The organism is Streptomyces sp. NPDC057002 (assembly GCF_042673825.1).
Taxonomy (GTDB): Bacteria; Actinomycetota; Actinomycetes; order Streptomycetales; family Streptomycetaceae; genus Streptomyces.
The window spans coordinates 334,333-355,022 of record NZ_JBHURZ010000007.1 but is presented as its reverse complement, the minus strand read 5'-3'; the positions used below and the strand labels follow the sequence as shown (position 1 = coordinate 355,022).

Below are 20,690 nucleotides of genomic sequence, written 5' to 3'. Positions count from 1 at the left end.
ACGCATGGCCGCAAGGCTGCTCATGGCCGTCCTCGTCGCCCTCGCGACCTGCCTCGCGGGCGCGCCCGCCCACGCCGCCGTCCCCGACTCCCCCGCCGTCACGTACACCAACCCGATCGCGGAGAAGCGGGCCGACCCGCACATCTTCAGACACACCGACGGCTACTACTACTTCACCGCGACCGTCCCCGAGTACGACCGCATCGTGCTGCGCCGGGCGACCACCGTCCAGGGGCTGAGGACGGCCCCCGAGACCACCATCTGGACCAAGCACGCCGGCGGTGTGATGGGGGCCCACATCTGGGCGCCGGAGATCCACTTCATCGACGGCAAGTGGTACGTGTACTTCGCGGCGGGCGCCACCCATGACGTGTGGGCGATCCGGATGTACGTCCTGGAGGGCACGGGCGCCAACCCGCTCACCGCCACCTGGACGGAGAAGGGGCAGATCAGGACCCAGTGGGAGAGCTTCTCCCTGGACGCCACCACCTTCGTCGTGAACGGCGTGCGCTACCTGGCCTGGGCGCAGCGCGACCCGTCAGTGAACAACAACACCGACATCTACCTGGCGAGGATGGCCAACCCCTGGACGATCACCGGCACTCCGGTGATGCTGTCGCGGCCCACCTACTCCTGGGAGACCGTCGGCTACAAGGTCAACGAGGGCCCGGCGGTCATCCAGCGCGGCGGCAGGGTCTTCATGACGTACTCCGCCAGCGCCACCGACAGCAACTACTGCCTGGGCATGCTCACCGCCTCCGCGGGCGCGAACCTGCTCAGCCAGGCGTCCTGGAGCAAGAGCCCCGCCCCGGTGTTCGCGAGCAGCGCCGCGACCAGCCAGTACGGCCCGGGCCACAACTCGTTCACCGTCTCCGAGGACGGGAAGAGCGACGTCCTCGTCTACCACGACCGCGGCTACAAGGACATCAGCGGCGACCCGCTGAACGACCCCAACCGCCGCACCCGCGTGCAGAAGGTGTACTGGAAGGCCGACGGCACGCCGGACTTCGGCATCCCGGTGGCCGACGGGGTCACTCCGCAGCGCTTGTCGTCGTACAACTTCGCGGACCGCTTCGTCCGGCACTGGGAGTACCGCGCCCGCATCGAGGCCGGCGTCTCCCCGCTCGCGGACTCGCAGTTCCGCGCGGTGAGCGGCCTGGCCGGCAGCGGCACCATCTCGCTGGAGTCGGCCAACTTCCCCGGCCACTACCTGCGGCACAGGAACTTCGAGGTGTGGCTGGAGAAGAACGACGGCACCGCGCGGTTCGCGTCCGACGCCACCTTCCACCGGCGTGCCGGGCTCGCCGACTCGGCGGGGGTGTCGTACGAGTCGTACAACTACCCGGGGCGATACGTCCGCCACTGGGAGTACCTGCTGAACGTGCAGACGGTGAGCACGGCGACCGACCGGGCGGACGCCACCTTCTACGCGCAGTGACGGCAGGTTAAATGCGTGTAATGCCCTGATTGTGTTCCCGGTGGGCTGGGCACTCAGGGCATGTGCACACACAAGACGGCAAGCGACCGCGCAGGGTTCTGCTGACTGGCTGGTTCAGCTTCCGGGACAGGGAGGCGACCGCCGGGGACGTCCTGGCCCTGCGCCGGGTCGAGGACGTGCTGCGGGGGACGGGCATCCCCTACGACGTCGCCTGGAGTCCGGGCTTCCGTCCGGAGGCCCTGCATCTGGAGCGGCTGTGGCCCGAGGACTACACCCACCTGGTGTTCGTGTGCGGCCCCTTGCACGGGCCGCAGGTCGAGGAGCTGCACCGGCGGTTCGCGCACTGTGTGCGGATCGCCGTGGGCACCTCGGTGATCGACCCCGCCAGCACGGCCGTGACCGGCTTCCACCGGGTGCTGCCGCGGGACGCTCCTGACCGCGAGCCGGTGGAGGATCTGGCGGCCCGCGCCCCGGACGTGCCCGCCCGGCCCGTCGTCGGCGTGATCCTCGCGCACGGGCAGCACGAGTACGGGCGGCTGCGGCGGCACGGGCAGGTCGCCGAGGAGGTGACGCGGTGGCTGGCCGGGAAGGACTGCGGCAGGCTGGAACTGGAGACGCGGCTCGACGCGCACGACTGGCATCTGAGTGCGACACCGGCGCAGCTCCAGTCCGTGCTGGCCCGGATGGACCTCGTCGTCACCGACCGGCTGCACGGGCTGGTGATCGCGCTGCGGGTCGGCACGCCGGTGCTGGCCGTCGACCCGGTCGCGGGCGGCTCCAAGCTGACCGCGCAGGCCCGCGCCTGCGGCTGGCCCGCGCTGGTGGCCGCCGAGCGGCTGGACGTGCGGCAGTTGGACCGCTGGTGGGACTGGTGCCTGACCGGCGGCCGGGTGACCGCACGGCAGATCCGCGACGGATTCCGCGAGGGCACCGTGCCGGACAGCGCGGACCGGCTCGTCGAGGCGCTGGCACGGCCGGTCGCCGGTTAGCTCCATGACCTCACGGGGCATCCGCATCTACGTTCCCCGCTGTATTTCCCCGCTTCCCCCGCCGCACGTCCCCCCGGCAGGAGAGACGGTCCGGCCGACCCGAAGGAGAGAGCGTGTCCATCGGCCGACTTCCCGATCACGAGCAGCGCATCCTCGACGAGATGGAACGCGTCCTGCGCCGCGACCGCCGCCTCGACCGCCGGCTGCGCACCCTGCGGGTGCGCCGTCGCCCCGACCCCGCCCGTGTCCTGGCCCGCCTGGCCGCCTACCGTCCCCGTGTCTGGACCGTGGTGGTCCTGTTCGCGGTGTCGGCCGGGCTGCTGGCGGCCGGGATCGTCACCTCCGAGCCCGGGGTGATCTGGGCGTTCGCCGCGATATGCCCGCTGACGCTGTACGCGACGTTCCGGTTGATGTGCCGGTGGTGCGGGACCTGAGCGTCCGCCGCCCCTAACCGGGATCGGCCGTGAAGGCCTGACGGATGGGGCGTTCGTCGGCGAGGACACGACCCTTGGGCGGCCCGTCGAGGAGCGCGCGGGCGGCGGTCAGCAGGTCCGGGGCGACGTGGTCAGCGCGCGCGGTCTCCTCGGGGCGGGTCCGCCCGGTCGGGACGAGGATGCCGTGACACCCCGCCCGGTGTGCGGCCTCCGCGTCGGCGCAGGTGTCGCCGATGACGACGAGGTCGGCGGGCCGGGCGCAGATCCGCCCGGCCGCCCAGAGCACCAGGCCGGGCCGGGGGGTACGGCAGTGGCAGCCGTCGTCGGGGCCGTGCGGGCAGACGGCGAACACGTCGAAGGGGCCGAGGAGTTCGTCCACGCGGTGGTTGACCCGGCGCACGTCGGCGTCGGTGAGCTGCCCGCGCGCGACGCCGGGCTGGTGGGTGAGGACACCGGTGCGGATGCCGCGCTCGCGCAGCAGGACGAGCGCCTCCCGGGCGCCTTCGACGGGGCGTACGCGGTCGGGATCGGCGTTCCCGGGGACGTCCTCGACGAGCGCTCCGTCGCGGTCCAGCAGCACGGCGGTCACCGGACGCCTCACGAGGTCACCTCGTCCTGCCAGGCGGGGGCGTGGCGGTGGCGCCAGGCGCCGGTCAGGCGGTGCCAGGTCGCGGCCGGCGGGATGAGCACGCTGGTCGCCACCATGGTCGTCACTTCGTGGCGGGTGCGCGGGCCGAGCGCGATCCGGGCCCGGGCGAACTCCGCCGTGCCGGCCGCCCAGCCGAGCGCACAGGCCGTCGCTGCCCGTCCGTGCCCGGCGGCGGCGAGGGCGCACGCCGCGACGCCCGCGGTCGTGATCGCCGCGTGGGAGCGGATCCGGCCGCGCGGCGCGACCGCCTTGTCCCACCAGTCGGACCCGTGCAGATGCCGCATGAGGGCGTCGTCGGCGTTGCCGCGCTGCTGGCGCACCGACACCCAGCGGGAGGCGGGGTGCACTGGGTGCCGTGTGGTGCGGCGGCCCTGCCGGATGCGCCAGCCCGAGTCGAGCACGCGCAGCGCGAGATCGGCGTCCTCGCGGAAGGCACGCTCGAAGCGTTCGTCGAAGCCGCCGACCTGCTTGAGCGCCTCCGTGCGGTACGCCATGTCGGAGGTGATCCAGTGGGCGCGGGCGAGTCCCGCCGTGCCGCGTTCCCAGTCGGTGGGGCGGCGTTCGCCGGGCAGCGGGACGGCGATGACGCCCTGGACGCCGGCGATGTCGGGTGACGCCTCGGCGAGGTCCTCGGCCAGCTGATCGCACCAGTGAGGCCCGACCTGGACGTCGTCGTCGAGGAACACGGTCCACGGCGCCGTCACGGCGCGCAGCCCGGTGTTGCGGGCGGCGGCGGGCCCACGACCGCCGCCGCCCAGCACTGTGGTGCGCCCCCGCAGATCGCCGAGGACGCTCAGCGGGTGTTCCAGCTGCCCGGGGCCGGGGTCCGTCCGGTCGTCGACGAGGACGATCTCGCCGGGGCGGGGCCCGGTCGCGGCGGCGAGCGCCGCGAGACAGTCGGCGAGGGTGTCCCGGACGACGGTCGGGATCACGACGGCGTACGAGGTCATGCGGCGGTCCTCCCTGCGACGATCGCCCGCCTTCGGTGCTGGCGAGTGCCGCGGTACGGCCGCCTCAAACGCCCCAGGGACTATACATGGTGCGTATACATGCTATGCATAGTCCCCGCATGCCTTCTCTGACACCGCGCCCGGGCGGCGACGGACATCCAGGCGGCCCGCTACGGCACCGTCGACTGCCGTGAGGCGAAGTGCATCGCCCTCACCTTCGACGCGGGGCCCAGCGAGCACTCCACGCGCCTGCTGGACATCCTGAAGGAGAGACAGGTCCCGGCGACGTTCTTCCTCCTCGGTGAACGGCACATCGAGAAGTACCCGGAGCTGGTGCGGCGCATGGCCGACGAGGGCCATGAGGTGGCCAGCCACACCTGGAACCACAAGATCCTGACCCGGCTGAGACCCGAGGAGATACGCGAGGAGCTGGAACGCCCCAACCGGGAGATAGAACGCCTCACCGGACGGCGCCCGACCCTGATGCGCCCTCCCCAGGGCCGCACCGACGACACCGTGCACGAGATCTGCCGCGAAAAGGAACGGGGGTACGTGTTCGTGACCGTGCCACAGCTGCTGGCACCGGGGAAGGCTGAGCCCGGGAAGGTGTACCGGTAGCGCACAAACCCTCGGACGGCTCTGGGCCGAGTGGGTGAGCCGTACCCGAGCGGGCCGCCGAGCAGCGTGGGTTCCCTACGATCGGGACGTGGCGAACATCCTGCTCGAACGGACCGTCCCGCTCCCCCTCGACGAGGCGTGGCGGCGGATCACGCTGTGGCAGCGGCACGGTGAGGGGGTGCCCTTGACGCGGGTCGGTCCGGTCCCGCCCGGGCCGACCCGCGTCGGCACTCTCGTCGTGGCCCGCACGGGTGTCGGGCCGCTGTCCTTCGACGACCCGATGGAGGTCACGGTGTGGGAGCCGCCGGAGGAGGGGGTCCCGGGGATGTGCCGTCTGGAGAAGCGGGGCCGGGTGATCCTGGGCTGGGCGGAACTGGAGGTGCGGCCGGGACCCGGCGGCCGCACCCGCGTGCTGTGGCGGGAGGAGATCCGGATCCGGCTGCTGCCCTCGCTCTTCGACGGGCTGGTGCACCGCTCGGCACGGTATGTGTTCGGCCGGGCGTTGAACCGCCTGCTGAGACAGGCGTGACGGGGGCCGGGAAGACTTCCGCACGGAACTTTCGTCCAAGACAGACGCCGGGAAGCCGGCGACCGTGGAGGCATGCGCAGCTACGAAGCGGAGGCCGAGCCCGGCTGGGACGTCGTCCTCCCCCGCGGTGATCTCTCGCTCGGTGGTGTCCGGATGGCCGGGTTCCGTGAGCGGACCGCCGGTGGGCTGGACTTGCGGGTGCTGCCCCAGCCGGCGGTGATCGTCGTCATCGGCCTCGGGGACGAGCCGTTCGCCGTCGAGGGTGCCACCGGGCACCGGCCCTTGCGGAGCCTCGTCGCCGGCCTGTCGCCGGGCCCGGCCCGGATCCGCGGTGCGGGTGTCGAGTGCGTCGAGATGCGCCTGTCACCGCGGACCGCCTATGCGCTGCTGGGCGTCTCGCCGCGTGAGCTGGACGGATCCGTCACCGGGCTCGAAGACCTCTGGGGGCGGGACGGACGCCGGCTGCGGGAGCGGACGGCCGGCACCCCCGACTGGGAACACCGTCTCGCGCTCGTGGACGAGTTCCTCGCCGGGCGGGCCGCGCGGGCACCGGCGATGGCGCCCGAGGTCGCCGCCGCCTGGGAGACCATCGTCGCCCGGCGGGGCCGGGTGCGGGTCGGTGACCTCGCGGCCTCCTGCGGCTGGAGCCGCAAGCGGCTGTGGTCCCGGTTCGGCGACCAGATCGGCCTCACCCCGAAGCGCGCCGCCATGCTGGTCCGCTTCGACCACGCCGCCCGGGCACTCGGCGCCGGTGCCGACACCGCCGACGTCGCCCTGGCGTGCGGCTATGCCGACCAGCCCCATCTCCACCGCGACGTACTGGCCTTCGCCGGCTGCACGCCCACCGCCCTGGCCGGCCGCGCGACATCCGCCGGCTGACCGGACCTCAACTCACGCAGGAGGAAAGACCCGTGGCGAACACGCACGTTCTCGCGCCCGACATGAACGACCGCGACCGGCTCGTACGGCTCGTCTTCGGCAGCATGGCGGCCCAGACCGTCCGCGCGGCCGTCCGGCTGAGGATCGTCGAGCTGATCGGCGGCACCCCGCGCCCGGCCGCCGATGTGGCCGCCGACGCCGGAACCGCGCCCCAGCCCATGACCCGGCTGCTGCGCGCCCTGGCCGGCCTCGGACTGCTGGCGGAACACGCCCCCGGCACCTTCGCGGTGACCCCCGCGGGTGCCCTCCTCGACTCGAACCGCCCCGGCTCGCTGACCTCCTTCGTACAGATGTTCACCGAGCCGGAGATCATCCGCGCCTGGGAGCACCTGGACGACAGCGTCCGCACCGGCGATGTCGCGTTCGACACGGTCTTCGGCACGGACTTCTTCAGCCACCTCGCCCAGCGGCCAGAGCTGTCCTCGATGTTCAACGCGGCGATGAGCCAGGCCACCGCGGAGACCGCCGCCGCGCTGCCGGGCGCCTTCGACTTCGGCCGGTTCGGTTCGGTCACGGACGTCGGCGGCGGGGACGGCACGCTCCTGGCCGCCGTGCTCACGGCGTTCCCGGGCCTCGACGGTGTCGTGTACGACACGGCCGAGGGGCTGGCGCAGGCGCCGGAGACCCTGCGCCGCCACGGGCTCACGGACCGCTGCTCCCTGGCCGCCGGGGATTTCTTCCGCTCGGTTCCCGAGGGCTCGGACCTCTGTCTGATGAAGAGCATCCTGCATGACTGGCCGGACGAGCAGGCGGTCACCGTCCTGCGCCACTGCCGCGCGGCGCTGCCGCCCGGCGGACGCGTGCTGATCCTGGAACCCGTGCTGCCCGAGGCCGTCGGGACCGACGGTGACGGGGGCACATATCTCAGCGACCTCAACATGCTGGTGAACGTGGGCGGCAGGGAACGCACCCGCGAGGACTTCGAGGAGCTGTGCCACGCCGCCGGGCTGTCCCTGGTCGCGGTCACCCCACTGCCGGAGGCCGAACCGTTCTCGCTCCTGGAGGCCGCGGCAGGCTAGTTCCGGGGCCTCAGGCCACCGTCCCGATCCGCCCCACCGCACCGGGCTCCGGCTCGTGGTGGATCGGGGTGTGGGCCCCGGTCAGCGACACCCCGCTGCCTCCGCGCCGGCCGGCGACGATCTCCGAGGCGATGGACAGGGCCGTCTCCTCGGGCGTACGGGCCCCGAGGTCCAGGCCGATCGGCGAGTGCAGGCGGCTCAACTCCAGCTCGGTGACGCCGACTTCCCGCAGGCGGGCGTTGCGGTCCAGGTGGGTGCGCCGGGAGCCCATGGCACCGACGTACGCCACCGGCAGCCGCAGCGCCAGTCGCAGCAGGGGCACGTCGAACTTGGCGTCGTGGGTCAGCACGCACAGGACCGTACGGGCGTCGACGTCCGTGCCCTCCAGGTAGCGGTGGGGCCACTCGACGACGATCTCGTCGGCGTCGGGGAAACGCGTCCTCGTCGCGAAGACGGGCCGTGCGTCGCACACCGTGACGTGGTAGCCGAGGAACTTGCCCATGCGGACCAGGGCCGACGCGAAGTCGATCGCGCCGAAGACGATCATGCGGGGCGCCGGGACCGAGGACTCGACCAGGACCGTGAGCGGTGCTCCGCAGCGTGAGCCCTGCTCTCCGATCTCCAGGGTGCCGGTACGGCCGGCGTCCAGGAAGGCGCCCGCCTCGGCGGCGATCGTGCGGTCCAGTTCCGGATGGGCGCCGAAGCCGCCGTCGCGGGACCCGTCGGGGCGGACCAGCAGGGCCCGGCCCGTCAGTTCGGGCGGGCCCGACACGATCCGCGCCACCGCCGCGGCCTCCCCTTGAGCGGCGGCGGTGAGCGCGGCCGCGACCACCGGCCGGACCGGATCGGCGGCCCGTACCGGGGTGACCAGGATGTCGATGACGCCGCCGCAGGTCAGACCCACGGCGAAGGCGTCGTCGTCGCTGTAGCCGAAGCGTTCCAGGACGGACTCGCCGTCCCGCAGCGCCTGTTGGCACAGCTCGTAGACCGCGCCCTCCACACAGCCGCCGGAGACCGAGCCGATCGCCGTGCCCTCGGCGTCCACCGCGAGCGCGGCGCCGGGCTGCCGGGGCGCGCTGCCGCCGACGGCCACCACGGTGGCCACGGCGAAGTCACGGCCCTGCCCGACCCACCGGTTCAGCTCCTCGGCGATGTCCAGCATCTGTCTCGGTCTCCTTAAGGCTGCGGGGCCGGCACGCCGGGCGTCAGTGGACGCCGAGCCAGCTCTCGATCGGGTTGAGGGCGAAGTACACGAGGAACACCGCCGTCAGGATCCACATGAAGGCGCCGATCTCGCGCACCTTGCCCTGGGCGGTCTTGATGGCGACGTAGGAGATGACGCCCGCGGCGACACCGGTGGTGATGGTGTACGTGAACGGCATCAGGACGACCGTCAGGAACACCGGGATGGCGGTGGCCCGGTCGGCCCAGTCCACGTGCCGGGCGTTCATCAGCATCATCGCGCCGATGACGACGAGGGCGGCGGACGCGACCTCCTGCGGCACGATCGCCGTGAGCGGCGTGAAGAACAGACAGGCGGCGAAGAACGCACCGGTGACGACCGAGGCGAGGCCCGTGCGCGCGCCCTCCCCGACACCCGTCGCCGACTCGATGAACACCGTCTGGCCCGAGCCGCCGGACACGCCTCCGATCGCGCCGCCGGCCCCGTCGATGAACAGCGCCTTGGACAGGCCCGGCATCCGGCCCTTGTCGTCGGCGAGCTTGGCCTCGGTGCCGACGCCGATGATGGTCGCCATCGCGTCGAAGAACCCGGCCAGCACCAGCGTGAAGACGATCATGCCGACGGTCATCGCGCCGACCTCGCCCCAGCCGCCGAACTCCACGTTCCCGAAGAGCGAGAAGTCGGGCATGGACACCGCGCTGCCGTGCAGTTCGGGTGCCCCGGCCGCCCACTGCTTGGGGTCGACGACGCCGGCGGCGTTCAGGATCGCGGCGACGATCGTGCCGCCGGTGATGCCGATGAGGATGGCGCCCGGGATGTTCCGGGCCTGGAGCATGAAGATCAGCAGCAGGGTGCCCGCGAAGAGCAGGACCGGCCAGCCGGCCAGGTCGCCCGCCGGGCCGAGCGTGACGGGGGTCGCCTTGCCCTGGTGCACGAAGCCGGACTTGTAGAAGCCGATGAGGGCGATGAACAGGCCGATGCCCATGGTGATGCCGTGCTTGAGCGCGAGCGGGATCGCGTTCATGATCATCTCACGCAGGCCGGTGACGACCAGCAGCATGATGATCACGCCGTACATCACGCACATGCCCATCGCCTGCGGCCAGGTCATCTCGGGCGCGACCTGGGAGGCGAGGACTCCGGAGACGGACAGGCCCGCGGCGAGGGCGAGCGGCACCTTGCCGACGAACCCCATCAGCAGCGTGGTGAGGGCCGCCGCGAACGCGGTCGCAGTGATCACGCCCTTCTGCGCGAGGGTGTCCCCCGCCACGTCCTTGCCGGACAGGATCAGGGGGTTGAGCAGGAGGATGTACGCCATCGCCATGAAGGTGGTGACGCCTCCGCGCACCTCACGCGCGACCGTCGATCCTCTGCCGGATATGTGGAAGTACCGGTCGAGCCAGGACCGTCCGGCCGGGACGCGGGTGCCTTCGCCCGCGTCCTCGGCTGTGGTCCTCGGCTCTACTGACTGCTGGGTCATGTGGGCCTACTCCCAAGTTTCAAAGGGGGTTGGGATGCACGACCCGGGGGACGGCCCGAGACGAACGAAAGGGGTCCGGGGGACACGGGAACACGGTCCCCCGGACGGGACTCTCCTGTTCAGGCCTCGGAGAGTGACGTACCCGTGAGGTGCTCGGGCCGTACCGGAGTCCGATTCAGCTCGAGCCCGGTCGCGTTCCGGATGGCCGCGAGGACCGCCGGCGTCGACGACAGGGTGGGTGCTTCGCCGATGCCGCGCAGCCCGTACGGGGCGTGCTCGTCGGCGAGTTCGAGGACGTCGACCGGGATGGTCGGCGTGTCGAGGATGGTCGGGATCAGGTAGTCGGTGAAGGAGGGGTTCCGCACCTTCGCCGTCTTCGGGTCGACGACGATCTCCTCCATGACCGCCACGCCCAGGCCCTGTGTCGTGCCGCCCTGGATCTGGCCGAGCACGGACAGCGGGTTGAGCGCCTTGCCGACGTCCTGGGCGCAGCCCAGCTCGATGACCTTCACCAGCCCGAGCTCGGTGTCGACCTCGACGACGGCGCGGTGCGCGGCGAAGGAGTACTGGACGTGTCCGTTGCCCTGCCCGGTGCGCAGGTCGAAGGCCTCGGTCGGCCGGTGCCGCCACTCCTCCTCGACCTCGACGGTCTCGCCCTCCAGGACATCGGCCAGGGCGCCGAGGACCTCACCGCCGTCCGTGACGACCTTGCCGCCCTCCAGCAGCAGCTCGGCCGTGGCCCAGGCCGGGTGGTAGGAGCCGAACTTGCGGCGCCCGATCTCCAGGACCTTCTCGCGGACGATCTCGCAGGCGTTCTTCACGGCGCCGCCGGTGACGTAGGTCTGCCGGGAGGCGGAGGTCGAACCGGCGCTGCCCACCCGGGTGTCGGCCGGGTTGATGGTCACCTGCGCGACGCCCAGCTCGGTCCGGGCGATCTGCGCGTGGACGGTGACACCGCCCTGGCCCACCTCGGCCATGGCCGTGTGGACGGTGACGACGGGCTCGCCGGCCACGACCTCCATCCGCACCTTCGCGGTCGAGTAGTCGTCGAACCCCTCGGAGAAGCCCACGTTCTTGATGCCGACCGCGTAGCCGACGCCTCGTACGACGCCTTCGCCGTGCGTGGTGTTGGACAGGCCGCCCGGCAGCTGCCGTACGTCGGCGCCCTCGCTGGACTCCCACTGGCGCTCCGGCGGCATCGGCATGGCCTTGACGCGGCGCAGGAGTTCGGCGACGGGAGCCGGGGAGTCGACCGGCTGGCCGGTCGGCAGGAGCGTGCCCTGTTCCATGGCGTTGAGCTGCCGGAACTCCACCGGGTCCATGCCGAGCCTGTGCGCCACCTTGTCCATCTGCGCCTCGTAGGCGAAGCACGCCTGGACCGCGCCGAAGCCGCGCATGGCGCCGCAGGGCGGGTTGTTGGTGTAGAGGGCGATGGCCTCGATGTCCACGTCCTCGATCACGTACGGGCCGACGGAAAGGGAGGAGGCGTTGCCGACGACCGCCGGGGAGGCGGAGGCGTAGGCGCCGCCGTCCAGGACGATCCGGCACTTCATGTGGGTCAGCTTGCCGTCGCGCGTGGCCCCGTGCTCGTAATAGAGCTTCGCCGGGTGGCGGTGGACGTGCCCGAAGAAGGACTCGAACCGGTTGTAGACGATCTTGACGGGCTTGCCTGTGCGCAGCGCCAGCAGGCAGGCGTGGATCTGCATCGACAGGTCCTCGCGGCCGCCGAACGCGCCGCCGACGCCGGACAGCGTCATCCGCACCTTGTCCTCGGGCAGGCCGAGCACGGGCGCGATCTGGCGCAGGTCGCTGTGCAGCCACTGGGTGGCGATGTAGAGGTGGACGCCGCCGTCCTCCTCGGGGACGGCGAGGCCGGACTCGGGGCCGAGGAAGGCCTGGTCCTGCATGCCGAAGGTGTACTCGCCCTCGACGATGACATCGGCCCGCTGCCGTGCGGCTTCGACGTCACCGCGGATGATCGGCTGGCGGTGGACGATGTTCGGGTGCGGGACGTGCCCGGCGTGGTGGTCGTCGCGGCCCTCGTGGACGAGGATCGCGTCCGGCGCGGTCGCGGAGGCCTCGTCGGTGATGACGGGCAGTTCGCGGTAGTCGACCTTGATCTTCGCGGCGGCGCGCCGGGCCGTCTCCGGATGATCGGCGGCGACGATCGCGACCGGCTCGCCGTGATGGCGGACCTTGCCGTGGGCGAGGACCGGGGTGTCCTGGATCTCCAGCCCGTAGTTCTTCACTTCGGTGGGCAGGTCGTCGTACGTCATGACGGCGTAGACACCCGCCATGGCCAGCGCCTCGCTCGTGTCGATGGACACGATCTCGGCGTGCGCGACGGTCGACCGGAGGATCTGCCCCCACAGCATGTCCTCGTGCCACATGTCGGACGAGTACGCGAACTCGCCGGTGACCTTGAGGGTGCCGTCCGGGCGGAGCGTGGACTCGCCGATGCCGCCCTTGGTCCGGGAGCCCTGGGTGATCTTCGTGGGTGCGCCATTGGTGGGCATGCTCAGACCGCCTCTCCCTGCCGGGCGGCCGCCAGGCGGACCGCGTCCATGATCTTCTCGTAGCCGGTGCAGCGGCAGAGGTTGCCCGACAGCGCCTCGCGGATGTCCGCGTCGCTCGGGTTGGGGTTCCGCTCCAGCATCTCGTCGGCGGCGACCAGCAGACCGGGCGTGCAGAAGCCGCACTGGACGGCGCCGGCGTCGATGAACGCCTGCTGGATCGGGGAGAGTTCGGTGCCCTCGCCGGTCTGCGAGTCGGTGCCCTTGGCCTGCCACTCCTGAGCGTTCTGCAGCGACGTACCGCAGGCGCCGGTGGCGCAGCCGCCGTGCTCGGCACGCTGCTTGGCGAAGTCCGCGAGCCCCTCGACGGTGACGACCTCGCGGCCCTCCGCCTGCCCGGCGGCCACCAGGCACGAGCACACCGGCACCCCGTCGAGCCGGACCGTGCAGGACCCGCATTCGCCCTGCTCACAGGCGTTCTTGGACCCGGGAAGGCCCATGCGCTCCCGCAGCACGTACAGCAGGGACTCGCCCTCCCACACGTCGTCGGCTTCCTGCGGACGGCCGTTGACCGTGAAGTTGACGCGCATCACGCAGCTCCCTCGGTGAGGCGGCGGGTGCCGCGGTAGGACTCCCAGGTCCAGGTCAGCGTGCGGCGTGCCATGACGCCGACGGCGTGGCGGCGGTAGCTCGCGGTGCCCCGGACGTCGTCGATCGGGTTGCAGGCGGCAGAGCACAGGTCGGCGAACTGCTTGGCGACCGACGGGGTGACGATCTTCCCGTTGTCCCAGAAACCGCCCTCTTCCAGAGCCGCGTTCAGAAATTCCTCGGCGGCCTTGGCCCGAATGGGGGTCGGGGCGGCCGAGCCGATCCCGGTCCGCACGGTCCGCGTCCCGGGATGCAGCGCGAGCCCGAACGCGCACACGGCGATGACCATGGCGTTCCTGGTCCCCACCTTGGAGAACTGCTGCGGCCCGTCGGCCTTCTTCACGTGCACGGCCCGGATCAGCTCATCGGCCGCCAGCGCGTTGCGCTTCACGCCCTTGTAGAACTCGTCGATCGGGATCCGGCGCGACCCGCGCACCGACTCGACCTCCACCTCGGCGCCCGCGGCGAGCAGGGCGGGGTGGGCGTCGCCGGCCGGGGAGGCGGTGCCGAGGTTGCCGCCGACACCGCCGCGGTTGCGGATCTGCGGGGAGGCGACCGTGTGCGAGGCGAGGGCAAGACCCGGCAGTTCGGCGCGCAGATTCTCCATGATCCTCGTGTACGGCACGGAGGCACCCAGACGTACGCTCTCCTCGCCGACCTCCCACTCGGAGAGATCGCCGACGCGGTTCAGGTCCATGAGGTACTCGGGCCGGCGGTGGTCGAAGTTGATCTCGACCATCACGTCGGTGCCACCCGCAATCGGCACAGCTGTGGGGTGCTCGGCTTTCGCGGCGAGCGCCTCCTCCCAGCTGGCGGGGCGAAGGAAGTCCATGACCGGCTCTCTTCTCCGTCTTCTCGTGGGGCGTTCAGATTGAGCCAATACGTGTGCGGCGGTCCCGGCTCGTTCATGTGCTGTTAACGCGTAGTGGCCTCAGTACACAGCCCGGTACTCCGACGGGGTCAGTCACGGAAACCATGAAGGAGTTGGCTGGCCAGGACGGGCATCTTGTAGATTCGTATGAACGGAGGCCATCAGAAACCTCCTCGTTCTCCTGTGGAAACGCGCGACACAGCCGCGTGACCTGGGACACAGCCGGGACACGGTTCGGGGCCGGGGAGTATCGCTCACCAGGCCGACGAACAGGCGTTCACCCTGCACCCCACCAAGATCCACCATTGATTTCGAGACAAAGAACGGCGGCGACGAGAATGCGGCTGCGCGCACTGCTGGACACCGACGCGCTGGGCCTCAAGCTGCTCGGCGGCGAGGAGGAACTGGACCGCACGGTGCGCGGCGTGATGACCACCGACCTCCGCGACCCCAGCCGCTATCTCTCGGGCGGCGAGCTGGTGCTCACGGGCCTGGCCTGGCGCCGGGACGCCGAGGACTCGGAGCCGTTCGTCCGGATCCTGGCGCAGCAGGGCGTGACGGCCCTCGCCGCGGGCGAGGCCGAGCTCGGAGACGTCCCGGACGACCTGGTCACGGCCTGTGCCCGGCACCGGCTCCCCCTCTTCGCGGTGCACGAGTCGGTGGCGTTCGCGACGATCACCGAGCACGTCGTACGGCAGGTCTCCGGCGAGCGCGCCGGCGACCTCGCGGCGGTGGTCGACCGCCACCGCCGGATGATGACCTCGGGCCCGGCGGGCGGCGGCCCGGACGTGGTCCTGGACCTGCTCGGCTCGGATCTGGACCTGCGGGCCTGGGTCCTCGCCCCCACCGGCCGGCTGATCGCGGGCTCGAAGGCGGCGGGCCCCGCCGCCCTGCCCGCCGAGACCTGCGGGCGCCTGGCGGCGGAACACCTGACCGCCACCCGTACGGGCCGCCGTGCCCCGCACCGCGTCCTGCTGGGCGGCACCACCTACTCCCTGTTCCCGATCCGTTCGGCGGGCCGCTCCCCGGGGACCGCCCGGGACGTCCGCGAGAGCCTGCTGTCCGACTGGCTGCTGGCCGTCGAGGCGGACGCCGGGGACTGGGCCGAGGAGCGTCTCGACCTGCTGCACGGCGTCACCCAGCTGATCGCGGTCGAGCGGGACCGCCGCGACGCGGCCCGCACGGTCCGCCGCCGTCTCGCCCAGGAGGTGCTGGAACTGGTCCAGACCGGCGCGGCCCCGGCCGAGATCGCCGCCCGCCTGCGGGTGGCCGCGCCGGTGCTGCTGCCGGGCCTCGGAGCCGCGCCGCACTGGCAGGTGGTCGTGGCCCGCGTCGACTGGGACGGGGACGAGATCGAGGGCGGCCCGGTGGCCCAGGCCCTGCTGGAGGAGATCCTCGTCGACCCCCTGTCGGCGGGCCCGGAGCACTCCGACCGCATCGCCGTCGCCCACACCGGCGACGAGGCCATCGCCCTGGTCCCCCTCCCCGCCGTCACGGCGGAGCACGACGGCTCCGAGACCGGCGTCCTCGCGGACGCGCTCCTGGAGTCCGTACGGGACCCCCTCACGGCGGGTCTCGACGGCGACGGGCACCTCACCCTCGGCGTCAGCGCGGCCGTGCACTCGGCGGAGGGGCTGCGGGGCGCCCTGGAGGAGGCCCGCCACGCCCGCCGGGTGGCGGCGGCCCGCCCGGGCCGGGTCTGCGCGGCGGGCCACCAGGAACTGGCGTCGCACGTCCTCCTGCTGCCGTTCGTCCCGGACGACGTCCGCCGCGCCTTCACGGCCCGCCTCCTGGACCCCCTCCGGGACTACGACCGCCGCCACCGGGCCGAGCTGATCCCCACCCTGGAGGCGTTCCTGGACTGCGACGGCTCCTGGACCCGCTGCGCCGGCCGCCTCCACCTGCACGTCAACACGCTGCGCTACCGGGTCGGACGGATCGAGCAGTTGACGGGCCGTGATCTGTCGCGGCTCGAGGACAAGCTGGATTTCTTCCTGGCCCTGCGCATGAGCTGAGACACGGGGTGTCCCGTCGCAAACACGGGACGCCCCTGAGTCCCACGACTTTGTGAAATCCTTCACCCACCCCCTTGGCCCGACCCCGCGATTCGTGCTGAGATGCCGCCACCACTCAACAGCTCGATGGCGTGCTCGGGGAGGGCAACGTGGCGCATACCGCCATGTCTGGTAACGGAACGACCGCTGGTGACGATCCCCTCCAGACCGCGGTATGGCGGCTGCGCTCACGCGGGTGCTGGTCCGACGCGGCCGCCCTGCTGCTGCCGGATACGCCCCCGGCTGCGCTCCAGCGGGCGTCGTTGCTGGTGGAACGGTGTCTGTACACCGAGCAGGGCTGGGAGGAGGCCGAGGACGCGCTGCGCACGGCCGAGGCGCTGGCCCACAGCGACGACGAGCGGGGCGCGGCCGCTTGTGAACGCGGTTACTTGGCCTACGCCTCGACGCTGCTCGCGGTGCGGGACCGGGCCGACGAGGCGCGGGCCGCGCTGGGGCGGGCGGCGGCGCTCATCCCTCCGGGGGCTCCGCAGCGGGCCCTGCTGGACTTCCGTCGCGGTCTTGCGGCGGAGAACCTGACGAGCTCCCCGCAGGCGGCCCGGGCCGCGTATCGCCGTGCGCACGCGGGGGCGACGGCGCATGCCAACCCGCTGTTGCTGTCGTTCACATGGCGCCATCTGGCCGGACTCGCCCTGCGGGAAGGGGAGTTGGCGGAGGCCCGCCACGGTTTCACCGAGTCCCTGCGGATCCGGGAGGAGCTGGGGTATCTCGTCGGTACGGCCCCCGCGCTGGTGTCCCTGGCCGACACGGAGACCGAGCCGGAGGCGTCCCGGCTACGGGAGGAGGCCCGGCGGCTGTTCCGGCTCCTCGGGGGCGTACCGACCTGGCTGGCCCGGCAGTTGGCCCCGTTGCCCCCGGCGGCGGGAGCGGCGACGGCGTGACGCGAAAGCCGGGTGGGTCCGCGGCCCGGCGTAGCGGGGTGCCGCCCCCAGCGGCACGCATACCCGCAGCTCAGCCGGGACGCGCCCGCACCCGCGTACGGCGAGAAGGGGACGTGTCGGGGGGTGTCCGCCCGCAGCGGTTGGCGCGTCAACGGACGGTTAGTCGGTACGCAACCCCATCGCGCCGTTCCGAGGACGGACACCCCCCGGCGCGGCCCCGACCCACCACCACCGCGTAGGCGCGACACACACCCTCAGCCCGCACCCGTGAAGTGCTCCCCCACCAGCACCCGCACCACATCCAGATCCCGGGCGATCAACGCGTCCAGCAGCGCCGTGTGTTCATGCGCGTCCGCCACCAGGTCGGCCCGCCCCCGACCGCCCGGCCGGCCCCCGACCAGCGGCCACTGCGCCCGCCGGTGCAGGTCCTCCGCGATCTGGACCAGCTGCCCGTTGCCGGAGAGGTCCAGCACCGCCCGGTGGAACACCCGGTCGGACTCCGCATAGGTCGCGCGGCAGCCGGAGGACGCCGCGCGGACCGTCGCCTCGGCGAGAGGCCGCAGCTCGGCCCAGCGTTCGGCGGGAACCGTACGGGCCAGCCGCAGCATCACCGGGACCTCGATCAGCGACCGGACCTCGGCCAGTTCCGCCAGCTCCCGCGCCCCCCGCTCGACCACCCGGAACCCACGGTTCGGCACGACCTCGACGGCACCCTCGATGGCCAGCTGCTGCATCGCCTCCCGCACCGGCGTCGCCGACACCCCGAACCGCTCGCCCAGCACCGGCGCCGAGTACACCTCACCGGGCCGCAGATCCCCCGCCACCAGCGCGGCCCGCAGCGCGTCCACGATCTGCCCGCGCACGGAGGACCGCTGGACGACGGGCCTGGGCCGCGGGAGAGGCGGCTCACCGTGCGTGTGCTCACCCCGCACCGCCCCCTCACCCCGCACCGCCCCCTCGGCGCTCACCGCCCCGGCCTGCCGCGGCACCCGCGCCTGCCCGTCCGGCACAGCCGACCAGGGCTCCTCCGTCCCGGCGGAGCCCTGCGCGCCCTGCTTCACGGGTCCTCCTCCGGACGTGTCGGTACTTGGGGTCATTACGGCGGGTTGTTACTCGTCCGTCAAGCACCTTAAGCGCCTCGAGCGCCAGTTCAAATCCCAGCGATCTTGGGTTAGGTTAGGCTTACCTCTGAATGGATCGGTGATCGCATGCCCGTGCCTCGTTCGGCCGTCTCCGGCGCCTACGCCCGCCTGGCCGAGGTCCTCCCGGGGCTCGCCGTCACCGAACTGGACCCCGAGGACGCGACCCCGCAGGGCGGCGGCTGGGCCGCGGCCACCGACCTCGCGGCCGCCGGCCCCGCCCTCGACGCCTTCCTGTCCTGGGACGAGGACCAGATACGACGGGACTACGACCAGCGGGCCCGGCCCGACGTGGTCGCCAGCTTCGGCCTGCACCGGTACGCCTGGCCCGCCTGCCTGCTGATCACCGTCCCCTGGTTCCTGAACCGCCGCGTGCCCCGCTACCCCGTGACGCACGTCTCGTACGACCGCACCGCCCCCGGCCACCCCATCGGCCGCATGGCGGTCCGCCCGGCCGGCTTCGCCTGTCTGCCCGACGACGAGGCCGCCACGCTGCCCGGTGCCCGGGTCGTCCCGGACGAGGAGGCACTGCGCGCCGAGGTACGGTCGGCGGTCGCCGAGCACCTGGAGCCGGTCCTGACCGGTTTCGGACCCCGGATGCGGCGTCGCGGCCGGGCCTTGTGGGGCATGGCGACCGACGAGATCGTCGAGGGGCTCTGGTACATCGCCCAGCTGTTCGGCGAGATGGAGGAACGGCGCGCGATGCGCGAGCTGGAGCTGCTCCTGCCGGGCGCGACGAAGCCGTACGTGGGCACGGCGGCCTTCCGGGAGCTGACCGGCCCCGGCGGCGAGCCGCTGCGCACCCGGGACCGCGCGAGCTGCTGCATGTTCTACACGCTGCGCCCGCAGGACACCTGCGCCACCTGCCCGCGCACCTGCGACGCCGACCGGGTCACCAAGCTGCTGGCCACGGCCAGTTGAGACACACTCAGGAATAGCCGGCTCCTCCCGTAGGATCATCGCGGAAACTCGCAGCAAGTTCCCGGAGAACCACCCGTACGGGTAGTCTTGTTCGAACTCAACTCCCGCCCCTCACGCGGCAGTTCGAGCAGAACGCCGCCCTGAACATTCCCTTGCACTTCCTTGGCGGCCTCTTGCCCCGAAACCCCCTGAGGGCCGTTGGGATTGGGCCACTATGGCGGGCGTTACGCCCTATCCCAATGCAAGGGACCCCCAGATGAAACTGACCGACATATCGCTGAACTGGCTGCTTCCGGGCGCCGTGCTTCTCCTGGGCATGCTGGCGGCGATAGCGGTTCTCGCGCGCGGCAAGCGCTCCTCGGTCAAGGACACGAGCGCGGACGATTCCTGGGAGCGCAGCGAGGAACGCCGCAGACGCAAGGAGGCCCTCTACGGCACCGTCTCCTACGTCCTCCTCTTCTGCTGCGCGGCCGTCGCCGCCGCGCTCTCCTTCCACGGCCTGGTCGGCTTCGGCGAGCAGAACCTCGGCCTCAGCGGCGGCTGGCAGTACCTCGTCCCGTTCGGCCTGGACGGCGCCGCGATGTTCTGCTCCGTGCTCGCGGTGCGCGAGGCCAGCCACGGTGACGCCGCCCTCGGCTCCCGGATACTGGTCTGGACGTTCGCCTTCGCCGCGGCCTGGTTCAACTGGGTGCACGCGCCCCGGGGCATCGGCCACGCGGGGGCTCCCCACTTCTTCGCGGGCATGTCCCTTTCGGCGGCGGTGCTCTTCGACCGCGCTCTGAAGCAGACCCGCCGCGCCGCCCTGCGGGAGCAGGGCCTGGTGCCGCGCCCGCTGCCGCAGATCCGTATCGTGCGCTGGCTGCGGGCCCCCCGGGAGACGTACAGCGCCTGGTCGCTGATGCTCCTGGAGGGCGTGCGCAGCCTCGACGAGGCGGTCGACGAGGTGCGCGACGACAAGCGCAAGAAGGACGAGGCCCGGCAGCGGCGCCGCGACCAGCAGCGTGTGGAGCGGGCCCAGCTGAAGGCGATCAGCCGCGGTCACCGCGGCCACTTCGGCCGGGGCGGCGGCCGGCAGCTGGAGGTGCAGGTGGAGCGCGGCTCCTCGCAGGTCTCCGCGGAGCCTGCCATATCCGCGCCGGAGCCGCTGCCCGTCCGCTCGCGTCCCTCCCTGCAGCCCGCTCGCAAAGGAGTTGAGCCGGTGACCGTCGACCTCACCGCCGAGGACGACACCATGGCACTGCCGCGACTCGACTCCCTGGAGCGCAAGCTCAAGGACCTGGAGAAGCAGTTCGGCTAGTGCGGCCGAACGGAGCCGGGGAGGGGGGGGGGGCGGGGGGGCCCCCCCCCCCCCCCCCCACCCCCACCCCCCCCCCGCGACGACACCCCTCCCCGAGACCCACCACCACAGGGGCCGCGA

Annotated in this window: 18 protein-coding genes and 1 pseudogene; 11 read left to right on the top strand and 8 right to left on the bottom strand. The window is 72.3% G+C overall.

The window, feature by feature from the left end; translation table 11 throughout:
* Positions 1–4: 4 nt before the first annotated feature.
* The 3 genes from ACFT32_RS32610 to ACFT32_RS32600 all read left to right on the top strand — a co-directional run bounded on the left by ACFT32_RS32610 (position 5) and on the right by ACFT32_RS32600 (position 2,861).
* Positions 5–1,438: a family 43 glycosylhydrolase gene (locus ACFT32_RS32610; protein WP_382496466.1), complete on the top strand. Its 1,434-nt coding sequence runs from the start codon at positions 5–7 to the stop codon at positions 1,436–1,438.
* Between the two features lie 62 nt (positions 1,439–1,500).
* Positions 1,501–2,427, top strand: a complete 927-nt coding sequence (locus tag ACFT32_RS32605) for a polysaccharide pyruvyl transferase family protein (RefSeq protein ID WP_382496464.1) — start codon at positions 1,501–1,503, stop codon at positions 2,425–2,427.
* 113 nt (positions 2,428–2,540) lie between these two features.
* A complete protein-coding gene (locus tag ACFT32_RS32600; protein WP_382496462.1) occupies positions 2,541–2,861 on the top strand; it encodes a hypothetical protein in 321 nt (106 codons plus the stop codon).
* Between the two features lie 13 nt (positions 2,862–2,874).
* On the opposite strand, the gene ACFT32_RS32595 is transcribed toward ACFT32_RS32600, so the two are convergent.
* Entirely contained in the window at positions 2,875–3,462 is a 588-nt protein-coding gene (locus ACFT32_RS32595) for a D-glycero-alpha-D-manno-heptose-1,7-bisphosphate 7-phosphatase (RefSeq protein ID WP_382496460.1), read from the bottom strand.
* On the bottom strand, positions 3,459–4,460 hold the full coding sequence (locus ACFT32_RS32590) for a glycosyltransferase family 2 protein (protein ID WP_382496459.1): 1,002 nt from the start codon (positions 4,458–4,460) through the stop codon (positions 3,459–3,461). The genes ACFT32_RS32595 and ACFT32_RS32590 overlap by 4 nt, the downstream gene beginning before the upstream one ends.
* A gap of 135 nt (positions 4,461–4,595) precedes the next feature.
* On the opposite strand from ACFT32_RS32590, the pseudogene ACFT32_RS32585 reads away from it, so the two are divergent.
* The 4 genes and pseudogenes from ACFT32_RS32585 to ACFT32_RS32570 all read left to right on the top strand — a co-directional run.
* Positions 4,596–5,078 (top strand): annotated as a pseudogene (locus tag ACFT32_RS32585) (polysaccharide deacetylase family protein); the annotation flags it as partial.
* Between the two features lie 88 nt (positions 5,079–5,166).
* The gene (locus ACFT32_RS32580; RefSeq protein ID WP_382496457.1) at positions 5,167–5,607 is read left to right on the top strand and encodes an SRPBCC family protein; all 441 of its coding nucleotides are present in this window, start codon (positions 5,167–5,169) and stop codon (positions 5,605–5,607) included.
* Positions 5,608–5,679: 72 nt separating this feature from the next.
* Positions 5,680–6,486, top strand: a complete 807-nt coding sequence (locus tag ACFT32_RS32575) for a helix-turn-helix domain-containing protein (RefSeq protein ID WP_382496455.1) — start codon at positions 5,680–5,682, stop codon at positions 6,484–6,486.
* Between the two features lie 62 nt (positions 6,487–6,548).
* Positions 6,549–7,565, top strand: a complete 1,017-nt coding sequence (locus ACFT32_RS32570) for a methyltransferase (protein ID WP_382496693.1) — start codon at positions 6,549–6,551, stop codon at positions 7,563–7,565.
* A 10-nt stretch (positions 7,566–7,575) separates the two neighbouring features.
* On the opposite strand, the gene ACFT32_RS32565 is transcribed toward ACFT32_RS32570, so the two are convergent.
* From ACFT32_RS32565 to ACFT32_RS32545, 5 genes are all read right to left on the bottom strand, one after another.
* Positions 7,576–8,727: an XdhC family protein gene (locus ACFT32_RS32565; RefSeq protein ID WP_382496453.1), complete on the bottom strand. Its 1,152-nt coding sequence runs from the start codon at positions 8,725–8,727 to the stop codon at positions 7,576–7,578.
* A 43-nt stretch (positions 8,728–8,770) separates the two neighbouring features.
* Positions 8,771–10,228, bottom strand: coding sequence for an NCS2 family permease (locus tag ACFT32_RS32560; protein ID WP_382496451.1), 1,458 nt, complete (start codon positions 10,226–10,228; stop codon positions 8,771–8,773).
* Positions 10,229–10,347: 119 nt separating this feature from the next.
* Positions 10,348–12,744, bottom strand: a complete 2,397-nt coding sequence (locus ACFT32_RS32555; protein WP_382496450.1) for a xanthine dehydrogenase family protein molybdopterin-binding subunit — start codon at positions 12,742–12,744, stop codon at positions 10,348–10,350.
* Positions 12,745–12,746: 2 nt separating this feature from the next.
* A complete protein-coding gene (locus tag ACFT32_RS32550) occupies positions 12,747–13,331 on the bottom strand; it encodes a (2Fe-2S)-binding protein (RefSeq protein WP_382496448.1) in 585 nt (194 codons plus the stop codon).
* Positions 13,331–14,221 (bottom strand): FAD binding domain-containing protein, encoded by an 891-nt coding sequence (locus ACFT32_RS32545; RefSeq protein ID WP_382496447.1) that lies wholly within the window; start codon positions 14,219–14,221, stop codon positions 13,331–13,333. The genes ACFT32_RS32550 and ACFT32_RS32545 overlap by 1 nt, the downstream gene beginning before the upstream one ends.
* A gap of 377 nt (positions 14,222–14,598) precedes the next feature.
* On the opposite strand from ACFT32_RS32545, the gene ACFT32_RS32540 reads away from it, so the two are divergent.
* Both ACFT32_RS32540 and ACFT32_RS32535 read left to right on the top strand, forming a co-directional pair.
* Positions 14,599–16,275 carry a PucR family transcriptional regulator gene (locus ACFT32_RS32540; RefSeq protein WP_382496445.1) on the top strand — a complete coding sequence of 559 codons (1,677 nt, stop codon included), beginning with the start codon at positions 14,599–14,601 and terminating at the stop codon, positions 16,273–16,275.
* 164 nt (positions 16,276–16,439) lie between these two features.
* The gene (locus ACFT32_RS32535; protein WP_382496443.1) at positions 16,440–17,213 is read left to right on the top strand and encodes a hypothetical protein; all 774 of its coding nucleotides are present in this window, start codon (positions 16,440–16,442) and stop codon (positions 17,211–17,213) included.
* A 254-nt stretch (positions 17,214–17,467) separates the two neighbouring features.
* Here the strand turns inward: ACFT32_RS32535 and ACFT32_RS32530 are convergent, their stop codons facing one another.
* A complete protein-coding gene (locus tag ACFT32_RS32530; protein WP_382496441.1) occupies positions 17,468–18,274 on the bottom strand; it encodes a GntR family transcriptional regulator in 807 nt (268 codons plus the stop codon).
* Positions 18,275–18,421: 147 nt separating this feature from the next.
* On the opposite strand from ACFT32_RS32530, the gene ACFT32_RS32525 reads away from it, so the two are divergent.
* Both ACFT32_RS32525 and ACFT32_RS32520 read left to right on the top strand, forming a co-directional pair.
* Positions 18,422–19,273, top strand: coding sequence for a (2Fe-2S)-binding protein (locus tag ACFT32_RS32525; protein WP_382496439.1), 852 nt, complete (start codon positions 18,422–18,424; stop codon positions 19,271–19,273).
* Between the two features lie 256 nt (positions 19,274–19,529).
* Entirely contained in the window at positions 19,530–20,570 is a 1,041-nt protein-coding gene (locus tag ACFT32_RS32520) for a DUF2637 domain-containing protein (protein ID WP_382496437.1), read from the top strand.
* Positions 20,571–20,690: the final 120 nt, after the last annotated feature.